The sequence below is a fragment of the Pontibacter brevis genome, from assembly GCF_054779655.1.
In genome coordinates this window covers 1-12,066 of the sequence record NZ_BAAGXV010000053.1, presented here as the reverse complement: position 1 = coordinate 12,066, position 12,066 = coordinate 1, and the positions used below count along the sequence as shown (strand labels likewise).

13 protein-coding genes are annotated in these 12,066 nt (G+C 48.5%); 10 read left to right on the top strand and 3 right to left on the bottom strand.

The genetic code is table 11. From position 1 onward, the window contains the following. A partial coding sequence (locus ACYVB1_RS13285) for a transposase (protein WP_460924261.1) occupies window positions 1–171 on the top strand: 171 nt, incomplete at its 5' end. A 163-nt stretch (window positions 172–334) separates the two neighbouring features. Beyond that, a complete protein-coding gene (locus ACYVB1_RS13280; protein WP_460924260.1) occupies window positions 335–763 on the top strand; it encodes a hypothetical protein in 429 nt (142 codons plus the stop codon). Window positions 764–1,051: 288 nt separating this feature from the next. Here the strand turns inward: ACYVB1_RS13280 and ACYVB1_RS13275 are convergent, their stop codons facing one another. Next, window positions 1,052–1,915, bottom strand: coding sequence for an SDR family NAD(P)-dependent oxidoreductase (locus ACYVB1_RS13275; protein WP_460924259.1), 864 nt, complete (start codon window positions 1,913–1,915; stop codon window positions 1,052–1,054). Between the two features lie 165 nt (window positions 1,916–2,080). Between ACYVB1_RS13275 and ACYVB1_RS13270 the strand changes: the two genes are divergently transcribed. Further along, entirely contained in the window at window positions 2,081–2,713 is a 633-nt protein-coding gene (locus ACYVB1_RS13270; RefSeq protein WP_460924258.1) for a GNAT family N-acetyltransferase, read from the top strand. A 59-nt stretch (window positions 2,714–2,772) separates the two neighbouring features. Here ACYVB1_RS13270 and ACYVB1_RS13265 read toward each other — a convergent pair whose 3' ends face one another. Further along, window positions 2,773–3,870: a hypothetical protein gene (locus ACYVB1_RS13265; protein ID WP_460924257.1), complete on the bottom strand. Its 1,098-nt coding sequence runs from the start codon at window positions 3,868–3,870 to the stop codon at window positions 2,773–2,775. 214 nt (window positions 3,871–4,084) lie between these two features. Between ACYVB1_RS13265 and recA the strand changes: the two genes are divergently transcribed. The 5 genes from recA to ACYVB1_RS13240 all read left to right on the top strand — a co-directional run bounded on the left by recA (window position 4,085) and on the right by ACYVB1_RS13240 (window position 8,962). Beyond that, a complete protein-coding gene (recA, locus tag ACYVB1_RS13260) occupies window positions 4,085–5,140 on the top strand; it encodes a recombinase RecA (RefSeq protein WP_460924256.1) in 1,056 nt (351 codons plus the stop codon). A gap of 236 nt (window positions 5,141–5,376) precedes the next feature. After that, the gene (locus ACYVB1_RS13255) at window positions 5,377–6,189 is read left to right on the top strand and encodes a DUF3108 domain-containing protein (RefSeq protein WP_460924255.1); all 813 of its coding nucleotides are present in this window, start codon (window positions 5,377–5,379) and stop codon (window positions 6,187–6,189) included. Window positions 6,190–6,424: 235 nt separating this feature from the next. Beyond that, window positions 6,425–7,114, top strand: coding sequence for a response regulator transcription factor (locus tag ACYVB1_RS13250; protein WP_460924254.1), 690 nt, complete (start codon window positions 6,425–6,427; stop codon window positions 7,112–7,114). A 2-nt stretch (window positions 7,115–7,116) separates the two neighbouring features. Continuing rightward, complete coding sequence (locus ACYVB1_RS13245; protein WP_460924253.1) at window positions 7,117–8,151, top strand: sensor histidine kinase; 1,035 nt, start codon at window positions 7,117–7,119, stop codon at window positions 8,149–8,151. 94 nt (window positions 8,152–8,245) lie between these two features. Beyond that, a complete protein-coding gene (locus ACYVB1_RS13240) occupies window positions 8,246–8,962 on the top strand; it encodes an RluA family pseudouridine synthase (protein ID WP_460924252.1) in 717 nt (238 codons plus the stop codon). 110 nt (window positions 8,963–9,072) lie between these two features. Here ACYVB1_RS13240 and ACYVB1_RS13235 read toward each other — a convergent pair whose 3' ends face one another. After that, window positions 9,073–10,056, bottom strand: a complete 984-nt coding sequence (locus tag ACYVB1_RS13235; protein ID WP_460924251.1) for an NAD(P)H-quinone oxidoreductase — start codon at window positions 10,054–10,056, stop codon at window positions 9,073–9,075. A gap of 192 nt (window positions 10,057–10,248) precedes the next feature. Here ACYVB1_RS13235 and ACYVB1_RS13230 point away from each other — a divergent pair, with 192 nt between their 5' ends. Then, the gene (locus ACYVB1_RS13230) at window positions 10,249–10,614 is read left to right on the top strand and encodes a BlaI/MecI/CopY family transcriptional regulator (RefSeq protein WP_460924250.1); all 366 of its coding nucleotides are present in this window, start codon (window positions 10,249–10,251) and stop codon (window positions 10,612–10,614) included. A gap of 1 nt (window position 10,615) precedes the next feature. Continuing rightward, on the top strand, window positions 10,616–11,998 hold the full coding sequence (locus tag ACYVB1_RS13225) for a M56 family metallopeptidase (RefSeq protein ID WP_460924249.1): 1,383 nt from the start codon (window positions 10,616–10,618) through the stop codon (window positions 11,996–11,998). The last annotated feature ends 68 nt before the right edge of the window (window positions 11,999–12,066 follow it).

The window sequence follows — 12,066 nt, the reverse complement described above, 5'->3', positions numbered from 1 at the left end:
GCAAAGAAGCCCCGCCTCATCGACGAGAACCTCTACAAGGACCGAAACAAGATAGAGCGCTTCTTCAACAGAATCAAGCACTACCGCCGCATCGCCACCCGATACAACAAGACTGCCTCTAGCTTTCTGGCATTCCTGCACCTGGCTGCAGCCATGACACTGCTGCTATAATTGTCAACGCAGCCTAACAGTTATCGTATATCAAGCAATACCTTCAGCATTTGGCAGCAGGGCTACTTAAAGACATGGCTATCCGGATAAGTCGCATTGCTAGTAAATCAAATTAGTGTATTTTTGCACCCAATCAATTTTACCAACATCACCCTATACATTTATGGAAGCGGCTGCTTTATATCTTCGCTTTAAGGAGAACCTGGCTACAGTGGTTGGTGCTCTTAACAGCCCCCTTGAAATACGTTCAATGCCTTACAACACCTCTTTGCCGCTGGAGGTAAACCTCCTGGCAGATGTGCTGCGGCTGCATGGGCTGGAGTTCAGCTCCGAGACACCAGGCACGAAACGTGTACAGGATTTCCAGCAGTGGTACCTTCAGAACGAGGAGAAAGTAAACGAAGTGATGCACCGCGTGCTGGATGACAAGAGAGCCTATATGAGAACGGCTACCGGGGTAGTATTGCAGAAAGAGATGCTGTACCGCCGTTTAGAGTACTTTAAGGAGGCGGCACACACGTTGCTGGTTATGATGAAACAGCAGAAACTACATAGCCCAAAACACTTTAACTACCCTTTCCTGAACGCATAAAGCTTCAGAGCAGCAGATATAGAAAGGCCAACGCTGCTGTAGTAACGCTGGCCTTTTTTATTTCTGTTCCATTACAATGCCGTGTAACTGAACCTGCCAAGAAGTCAATGAAAGTAAAATAACAGCTACGTTGTCATTTCGAACGCAGTGAGAAATCTGTCATATTGCGGGGTTATTAAATAACACAGTTTCTCACTGCGTTCGAAATGACAGGAAGTTCATGGCATTTGTGATAGCCTTTTTGTAGAGGCTTTGATATATGAAGTTCACATTAGTGAGAAAGCCTAATTACTTCCGGATGGAGGTATGGCTGTCTTTGGAGTGCTCCAGGTTCAGTTCTCCTTCAGGCTGCTTTTTCATACTGTCGGCCGCCATGTCGCCGGCAGGTCCTTTGGCTATGAGCGTGCCGCCGTCAACAGGCCAGACAGCTCCCGTTACATAAGAGGCCTCGTCGGATGCCAGGAACAGGTACACATTGGCTACTTCCTCTGGTGTACCTCTGCGCCCCATCAGTGTTCCCTGCGTCACCATCTGCTCCATCTGGCTGTCCATTGGCCCGGTTTCCTTGTGCGTCCAGCCGGTGTCAATCGGGCCGGGGGCCACTATGTTGCAGCGTACGCCTTTCTGCACCTGTTCAGCTGCCAACCCTTTTGTAAAGGCATGGTTAAACCCTTTGGTGCCTCCATAAGGTGCATTCTGCGCAATCCCCAACACTCCGGACTCAGAACCAGCTGTCACTATGTTTCCTTTTGTTTTCTGGAGCTCCGGCAGGGCGGCCTTGCTCATCACAAAAGTTGTCTTTACGTTGTTCTTAATCATGTATTCAAAGGCCTCTTCTGAATACTCTGACAGCATGTTTGTCTCCGGAAAAGTACCAGCGTTGTTGATCAGGATATCCAGCTTTCCGTACTGCTTCACGGCCAGTTCCACACAGCTCCTGGCATTGGCAAGAGACGATATGTCGGCAGTGAACGGTATAGCGGTGCCTCCCTCCTCCTGTATTCCTTTCACCACGTCCTCTACCGGGTCTTCGGGGAATCCGGCTACCACTACACTAGCCCCTTCTCTGGCGAATTTCTTACTAATGGCTTCGCCTATACCTGCGCCACCGCCTGTCACGATAGCCACTTTTCCTTTAAGTCTGTCTCCCATTTTGTATTCAGTTTTTTTGCTTATTTTAATCTTACGTTCGTCCATTCAAACGGCAAAAGCAGCAGCACAGTTAGCACATGTACGAATGTGGCGCCTGGCATCGCATTTATTTTCTTTCACGTATGTACAAATGCGGCACCCTCTCAAACTCTAAAAGGATAAACCATGAGCTTTTTATACAATACTTTACCGGATTCATACGAGGAGCAGCTGGATACAGAGCACCTTACACTAAGGCCTTACGAGGAAGGCGACGAAAGCGACTTTATGCGCCTTTTACAGGAAAACACGGCCTATCTTAATCCTGCTTTTGCCGGGCGCCTGGCACGGGTGCGGGTGCTGGAGGATGCGAGAACGCAGGTGCGTCAGCTGCGAACAGAGTGGGACAACCGCCGCACCTTTGACTTTGGCGTCTGGCAAAAAGAAGACAATGCCTACATTGGCAACATCGCTCTGAAGAACCTGGACCGCACCATACCCAAGGCAGAGCTAGGACTATACTTTACAGAATGGCCCAACAGTAAACAACTGGCACAAGAGGCACTGGAGGCAATATTACAGTTTGCTTTCGAAGCTCTGAAGCTGAACAAGGTATACATGCGCTGCACGAGTGCCAACGAGAGCTATGGCGCCTTAGCTGAGAAAAATGGCTTTGTAAAAGAAGGAGTACTTCGCAACGACTACCGGGGTGCCGACTCTGACGAGCTGCTGGACCTAAGCTACTACGGCCTGACACGTGAGGATTTTGAAGCGAGACAACAGGAACAGGAGCAGGCGAACGCTGCCGCACTGGCGTAATCAATTTTGAATGATTGAATAACTGAATAATTGAATAAAGCCAGGTTTAACAGCAGGTGCTACCTCCTCGGCCTGGCCACAAAAAACTCTGTATCAAAGGTGAGGTAGAAGGCGTTAGAGAACTCCAGCTTTGGGTTGTCCAGGTCCAATACCGGTTCAAGGCGAAACGTCAGGTACAGGTTATCTATGATTTCAATGTCTTTCATCAGCCGCAGAATCAGCAGTTCCCGCTCTTCCTGCAGGTAGTCCGGGTACTTAAAGGTAGTGGAGGCAGACTGGTACAGCCTTCCTCCCAGTTCTGTGATATAGCTGTTTCCCCGCCAGTAGCTCAGCATCACATCCTGGTACCTGGTATCCACACCGACATTCAGGTAAATACCGTAACCTTCCGTGTAAGGCAGCTGATATTCATCTGAAAAGTCTTTATAACCCACAATGTAGTTTTTTGTGTAGAGCCGGTGCAGCACCCTGCGGCTATACTTCTTCTCCAGTTCAAAGCCGATAGCAGCGTTTGCCACCGTCGTAACCGGCAGGGGTGAAGCATCAATCTGCCCTCCTTTGTGCAGGGCGGTAAATTGTATTGGCAGTGTCAGGCGCAGACTTTCAGCGGTGTTGCCTCTTCCCTCCTGCTCCAGCAGCAATATGTTTACTGCTGCCCCGCCATTTACTTGCTCCTGGTCGTCCTCTCCCCTGTATAGCATGTGGTTCCAGTCAATCCAGGCGTCCAAAGCAACGTAGTGCGTGTTCAGCTGGTACTGCAGGCCATTCTCGAGCCGGTTCGTAATCACGCGCTCAAAATCGTAGAGCAGTTCGATGTACCCGTGATTCAGATTCCCCTCCAGCGTGCCAAACAGCAGCGCCCAGTTCTCCTTCTGTATCTTGGCTGTAAATGTGGGGGCGATTTCCTGGTAGCCAGTGCTGCCAAAGTCTTTCCAGAGGAAAACACCCGCCTCCAGGCGCACAAAGGGAGCAGGATAATAGGCAAGTTCAGGGTTGAGGTGATAACCAAATAAAGTGTAGCCGTCGGCAATCTTATTGAAGTACTCGTTGTTCTTAGAGAAGCCAAAGGCATACAAGCCAATTCTAACCTCATTAGCATTTCCAGGTTCTACAGGTATACGCTGCCGTAACACATTGTTATTCAGCTGAGCTTGCACAAAGCAGCTATAAACCAACAGAAAACAAAGCAGAAACCCCCTAAAATAGCTCATAAATAAGTATGACAGATGGCACAAAAAGCACTGCAGCTATGTTATAATCAGAGGGCACAGAACAGCTAAAATATTTAGCAAAATACCTGATGAGTTTTTTGCAAGTTGGCTCCAAAAGTAGTAATTTCACCTTCAATATAAAGCTAAATAAAATAAACACATGAGTGTAAGCAACGAAAAACTTAAAGCGCTACAGCTAACCATGGACAAGCTTGACAAGACATACGGTAAAGGCACCGTAATGAAGTTGAGCGATAACAAGGTAGAAGACATACCTGCTATATCCACTGGCTCGCTGGGGCTTGATATTGCTTTGGGTATCGGCGGTTTACCACGTGGCCGTGTCGTAGAAATCTACGGTCCGGAATCGTCTGGTAAAACCACTCTTACCATGCACTGCATTGCCGAAGCGCAAAAGAAAGGCGGCATGGCTGCGTTCATTGACGCAGAGCACGCATTCGACAGAGTGTACGCCCAGAAGCTTGGCATTGATACAGAAAACCTGTTAATCTCTCAGCCTGACAACGGAGAGCAGGCACTTGAAATCGCTGACCACCTGATTCGCTCAGGCGCTATAGATATTATTGTAATTGACTCTGTTGCCGCTCTTGTGCCGAAAGGCGAACTGGAAGGCGACATGGGTGACAGCAAAATGGGTCTGCAGGCACGTTTGATGTCGCAGGCACTGCGTAAGCTGACCGGTACCATCAACAAAACAGGATGTACCTGTATCTTTATCAACCAGTTGCGTGAGAAGATTGGTGTGATGTTCGGTAACCCGGAGACAACTACCGGTGGTAATGCCCTGAAGTTCTATGCTTCTGTGCGTCTGGATATCCGCCGTATCGGCCAGATTAAGGAAAGTGCCGATAACATTACAGGTAACCGTACCCGTGTGAAGGTGGTAAAGAACAAAGTAGCGCCTCCTTTCAAAGTGGTGGAGTTCGATATCATGTATGGCGAGGGTATCTCTAAAGTAGGAGAGATTCTTGACCTGGGTGTGGATCTGGGCATCGTACAGAAGTCAGGTTCGTGGTTCTCTTACGACGGCAACAAATTAGGCCAGGGCCGTGATGGCGTGAAGCAAATCCTGCTCGACAACCCGGAACTGATGGAGGAAATCGAAGGAAAAATCAGAGCCATTGTAAAAGGTGAGCCAGAGAAAGTAGCCGCAGCGCTGGATGATTCAGCCGCAGCAGCCGCAGAATCAGAGTGAACATTATTCCCAGAACTGAAATAGCAAAAAGGGCGTTGTATAAAGCAGCGCCCTTTTTTATTTGTTACAAATTGCTTAGCTGCTAGTCTATATATATCTTAAGACCGCATTAACGGTTCATTCTGAAGCATAAAGAATGAATTTTGATGTGGACCGAGCCAATGAGGCACAGTTGGTACAAAACTTGAAGTGAACAGAATTAGAATATTCTGATCACCTGAAACAGAAGGAAATATATGAAGAAGTTTTTCCCTGGGCTCCTGATACTAACATTGATAGTAGCTGGCTTTGTCACAAAAGACAGAATGCGCAGCATACCGAATGACAGCTTCACGTCAGGAGAAGTGCTGAAGTATAAAGTGCATTATGGTCTTATTACGGCAGCAGATGCAGTAATCGAAATAGCTCCCAACCTGCACTATGTTAACAACAGGCCATGCTACCGCACCACCGTAACAGGTAAAACAAATGGCTCCTTCGACCTTTTCATAAAGATACGCGACACCTGGCAATCTTATATTGATACAGCCGCTATTGTGCCACAGCGTTTTTACAGGAACATTGAGGAAGGCAACTACCGCAAACGTGAGACGGTTAATTTTAACCATTACATGAACACCGCTGTTGTAGAGACAAAGAAAAAGAACAAGCCAAAGGACACAGACAGCTATAAAATTCCTGACAATGTACAGGATATCGTGAGCGGATTTTATTACCTGCGCACCCTGAACTACGACAAGATGCAGGTTGGCGACAAGCTGAACGTACAAGGCTTTTTTGATGACGAAACCTTTAATATGCAGGTAACTTATAAAGGCCGTGAAGTAGTAAGCACAAAAGCCGGCGACATAAGAGCTATCAAACTCACGCCAAGAATGCCAAAGAACAAGATGTTCAACGGAGAGGATGCCATTACTGTCTATCTTTCCGATGACAAAAATAAGATACCAGTGCTGATACAGGCGGAGATGTTTGTAGGCTCCGTAAAAGTAAACCTTTACGAGTATAAAAACCTGAAGCATAAAACTGCATTGTTAGCGCAGAAGTAACAGAAGCCGGCTACGTTGCCGGCTTTTTCTTTGCAGCTATACACCAACCCTGCTTGTGTTAAGAAAATATTATGATTTTATAGGCTAATGCTAAATTGAGGTAAGGAATGATATATTTACATCGGGAAATGGTAATGCAGCAGGATCTTTCAACCTGTTAACGTACCACAAAAGCTTGACATGGTGCCGAGCTTGCCGCCTCACCACTCCTGCCAAACTCTAATGCTATTGTAACGTGCAAACAGCAACAAACTATAAGATATTAGTAGTAGACGACGATCCGGATATCGTAGAGATGCTACAGTACAACCTGACACGCGAAGGGTATGAGGTAAGTGAGGCAGACAACGGCAAAAAAGCCATCGCAGTAGCCCAGGCAGTAAAGCCCGACATTATTCTGATGGACGTTATGATGCCTGTGCTGGATGGCATTGCTGCCTGCAGACAGCTGCGCGAAATGGAGGATTTCCGTAACACGCACATCATATTCCTGACAGCCCGCGCAGAGGAGTTCTCAGAAGTGGCGGCCTTCGAGGCCGGCGCCGACGACTTCATCACGAAGCCCATCAAGCCAAGGGCGCTGCTAAGCAGACTGGCCGCCTTTACCCGCCGCGATTCGGCACATGAAGAGGACAATAAGGTAATCGAAGCAGGCGACCTGCGTATAGACCGCACCAGCTTTGCCGTTTATAAAGGTGACGAGAAGATTACCTTACCCAAGAAAGAGTTTGAACTGCTCTCCTTCCTGGCCTCCACTCCAAACAAAGTGTATACCCGCGAGGAGTTGCTGAACAATGTATGGGGGAACGATGTGTATGTGATTGCCCGCACCGTAGATGTGCACATCCGGAAAGTACGGGAGAAGATTGGCGAAGAAAACATCAAAACTATAAAAGGCGTGGGCTATAAGTTCAACAATGATTAAAAATGAATTTTAACTCCCGTACGCTTGCCCTAATCATTTCACTGGCGGTAGCATTTGTGCTCACCGCCTTTCTTGCTTTAGCGACCTACTTTTCCTGGCAGGGCCTGATTGTGGCTCTGGTCATGGTATTCATCAGTTGCTTTCTGTTGATTTACTTCTCTTATGAGGCGTTGGTATTTCGGGAAGTAAAAAATGTGTATTCCAGTCTCGAGAAGCTACGCCGGCAGGATTTCAAGAAAGTGGAAAGCAAGTCTACCTTCACAGCAGACCCTTTGAGGAAAATCAAGGAAGACATTTATATGATTGCAGCGGGGAAACAGCAGGAAATAGACGAACTGAAACAGCTGCAAACCATGCGCCGGGAGTTTCTTGCTGATGTGTCGCACGAACTGAAAACACCTATCTTCGCTGCACAGGGCTTCATACACACGCTGCTGGATGGAGCCGTAGACGACCCTAACGTGCGCGATAAGTTTCTGCAGAAAGCAGCCAAAAGCCTGGATGGCCTGGATGCGCTGGTGCAGGACCTTATCAGCATCTCACAGTTTGAAAAGGGTGTGGTTAAAATGCAGAAGCGCAACTTCGATGTAGTGCCGCTAGTGCAGGAGGTTTTTGAACAGCTAGAGCAAAAAGCCGCACAGCACGAGATTATGCTGCATTTAGAAGTCGGCCCGGACGAACAGGTAATGCTGTTTGCTGATCCGAACCGCATCCGGCAGGTGTTTATCAACCTCCTGGACAATGCTATTAAGTATGGCAACAAGGGAGGTAACATATGGGTGTACTTCGACGAGGGCCGCAAGAAATTCACCGTTACCGTTAAAGACGACGGAAAGGGCATCGGCCAGGAACACATCAACCGTATTTTCGAGCGCTTCTACCGCATCGACAAAAGCCGCGCCCGCGACACTACCAGCACCGGCCTCGGCCTTGCCATCTGTAAGCACATAGTGGAAGCCCATCGCTCCGTCATCGCCGTTAAGAGTGAGATAGGCAAAGGCACCACCATCCGCTTCAAGCTGCAGAAGGCGAAGTAGGAGGTCAATACAAACCTTGGGAGCTTAAAATTGCGTATCTTTGCAGGATGGGCAGCCCTACTTACAGCGGCGCCTGAACAAAGTACAGCAACACATGAAATACCCGGTTTTCAAAGACCTTATCATATTCGAGAACGAAGATTTTATTGTAGTTAACAAGCCACCCTTCCTGTCGACACTGGAAGACCGCACGCCCAACACTACGAACCTGCTCAAGATTGCCCGCCAGTATAATCCTGACCTGCAGGCCTGCCACCGCCTGGACAAGGACACGTCGGGCTGCCTGGCCTTTGCAAAGAACGCAGAAGCTTACCGCCACCTTTCCATGCAGTTCGAGGCTCGCGAGGTGTATAAGGTATACCACGCTGTAACCTGGGGCACACACAAATTTGAGGAGCAGCTGGTAGACCGCGCCATTTCGCCGAGTGCCAAAGGAGTAGCCAGGTTATCGCCACAGGGCAAGCCTGCAGAAACTTACTTCAACACCCTTGAAAATTATAGCCGCCACACATTGGTGGAGTGCCTTCCGGTTACGGGCCGCCTGCACCAGATACGGGTGCACCTGGCTTATCTCAAAGCCCCAATTGTCAACGATGCCTTGTATGGCGGGGAGCCGCTGTACCTCAGCAGCCTGAAACCCAAGCGTGGCTATAACCTGAAGCAGCAAACAGAAGAACTGCCCCTGATCAAGCGCTTTGCCCTGCACTCGTTTAACCTGGGGTTTGTACTGATGGATGGAGAACCTGTCAAGGTAGAGGCACCGTACCCGAAAGATTTCGCGGTATTAGTAAAGCAGCTTCAGGCGCATTGATTTTAGAAGGATAAACTTAAGTAGAGGCGCAAATCATTGCGCCTCTTTTTATTTGCTGGCAGCTTCAGACTTTCTTTTCCTACATGTAATAAGACGCAAAGCAATAAATTCTACGCATTCACCCGAAGCACAATCTTGCCAACGTTCTTATTCTCCTCCATGTAGCGGTGTGCGTCTGCCACTTGCTCCCAGTCGAAAACAGTGTCCACAACGGGCTTCATCTGGCCGCTCTCAAAATGTGGTTTGGCAAAGTGCCACATCTCTTTTGTGAGTTTCATCTGGTAGGCGAGCGTACGGGAGCGCAGGGTGGAGCCCATAATGTGCAGGCGCTTCATCAGGACTTTGCGCAAATCAAGCTCATCCACTTTGCCACCACCCAGGCTGGCAAGCAACACCAGGCGGCCGTCCAGGCGCAGGCATTCTATGTTGGGCTTAAAATAAGGGCCCGCAATAAAATCCACCACCACATCTACCCCTTCACTGTTTGTATGCGCCAGCACGGCATCCTCAAAAGCAACTTCTTTGTAGTTGATGGCTTTGTTCGCTCCCAGGTCAAGGCATGCCTTCAGCTTCTGCTCCGATGCCGTTACGAGCACTTCCGCCTTTAGGGCCCGCGCCAGTTGTATGCCTGCCGTGCCCACACCGCTTGCTCCCGCATGTATCAGCGCCCGCTCCCCCGCTTGTAGACTGCCAAGCCACACCAGCGCCTGGTAGGCTGTCAGGAACACCTCGGGTATGGCCGCAGCTTCTTCCATGCTTAAATTCTCCGGCACAGGCATGGCCATTTCTTCGTGTATGATGGCGTATTCCGCATAGCCGCCACCGGGGAGCAAACCAAACACCTTATCCCCTTTTTTAAAGCGTGTGCAGCTGATGCCGGCTTCTACTACCTCGCCTGCCATCTCTAATCCTAATACCGGGCTTGCCCCTTTCGGCGGTGGGTACTTTCCCTGTCGCTGTAGCGTATCGGCACGGTTCAGCGCAGTAGCCTGTACCCGTACCAGCAGCTCGTAAGGGTTTGGCAGTGGCTTTTCGTATTCTCCAAGCACCAGTTGCTCTGGTCCTCCCGGCTCTTTTACAAGTATTGCTTTCATTTCTGTTGAATTAGGTATAAGAATTTAGACGCAGGACAGTGGCAGAAAGATATTCAGCAAGAGAGTAATGCACCAGACTCACCCGCAAAACGACTTAACAAGCTATCCGTCAGCAGAAAACTAAAAAGTTTTTCTGTATTTAGCAGTCTTTATTACGAAATTTTCGTAAATATACGAAAATTTCGTAGATATATGGAAAAGCTTACGCAACAGGAGGAAGAGGCCATGCAGGTTATATGGTCATTAGACGGCGGATTTATCAAGGATTTTCTGGAAAAACTTCCGGAGCCTAAGCCACCCTACACCACGCTCGCTTCCACAGTAAAGAATCTGGAAAAGAAGGAATACCTCTCCAGTGAAAAGCTGGGAAACACCTACCGCTATGCTCCCCTGATAAAAGAAGAAGATTATAAGAGAAAGTTTATGAGAGGCTTTGTTGGTGACTACTTTAAAAACTCTTACAAAGAGCTCGTGGCCTTTTTTGCAAAGGAAAAGCAGATAAGTGCCGAAGAACTGAAGGAGATTATAGACATGATCGAGAACAAAAAATCAGAATGATATGCCAGACCTGATCTTATACCTGCTCAAAGTTAATGTGGCGCTGCTGCTCTTTTACCTGGCTTACCATGTGTTGTTGCGGCGGCTTACCTTCTATCATCTGAACCGCCTGTTCCTGGCGTTCGGTGTGCTGTTCTCTGTGGTGTATCCGCTCATCGATCTGTCTGTGCTGCTCAGCCAGCACGAGGAGATAGCGGTAGTCCACACGTATGCCGCCATACCCGCCTGGGCTCCTATCCTTACCGCCACGCCTGTGCAAGCTACAGCGTTCAACTACTGGCTCATACCCCTCATGCTGTTCTGGTGTGGCACCGCTATTATGGCAGGAAGAATACTGGTGCAGTTTTTTTCACTCTTCACTATACACCGCGCTTCTGAACCTGCCTCTTATGAAGGAATCAGCTTTAGAAAAATAAGCGGTATCAGGGAAGCTTTTTCTTTCTGGCAAACTATTTACCTGAACCCGGAACAGCATAAAAAAGAAGAACTGCCATCTATACTCCGGCATGAGCTAATTCATGTAAAGGGATGGCACACCCTGGATGTACTGCTGGCAGAACTGAGTTCAGTGCTTTACTGGTTTAACCCCGGAGGATGGCTGATGAAAAAGGCCATGAAAGAAAACCTGGAGTTTATTGCCGACCAGCATGTCATGAGCGCAGGAACAGACAGAAAGGCTTACCAGTACCTCCTCCTTAAAGCTGCAGGCACATCCGAACCGCAGCTCGCCAATCAATTTAATTTCCCATCATTAAAACGAAGAATACTTATGATGAACAAAAGACCGAGTACCAGAACAAATCTGCTGAAGTTTCTGACAGTAATTCCGGTTGCAACTGCTCTTCTGATGTTCTCTACTGGTGCTGCACAAAACCAAGCGCCAACCATTGAACGGGTAGTTACGGAAGTCAGAATAGATGCCCCCGTACAGGATACCGCTCATTTACCGGAAGACCAAAAGGCCTTCCTGCACCGGAACCCGACTGTTAGGAGCATAGCTTGGATGCCCCATGACATGGATAAAATGGTCATCTCCCTGAAATCCGGCAGCACCGAAGTATATAATCTAAACGACAGCAGGAGCATAGCTGCAGCCAAAGACAAGTACGGGGCACTGCCTGCAGTACCTGCGCCACCAACGCCCGGAGAAGAACTACCTCCCCCTCCGCCACCAGCACCCGGAGAAGATTTGCCCGCACCACCGCCAACACGCCAGCAGCATATCCTTATTCCGGATAACGATGCTTATTACAAAAACAACTTACCAGCAGACTACAAAGCATTCCTGAAACGAAACCCCTCAGTAAAGCAGGTAGGCTGGAAGTTTGACAGCAACAAGGACTGGAGTTTAGAGGCTATCTCAAAAATGGGAATCCCAGCTTGAGTTAATATGTTGGTTTCTCATGGAGTTGACAAACGAGCAATGGGAAAGGGTAAAAGACCTTGTGCCAG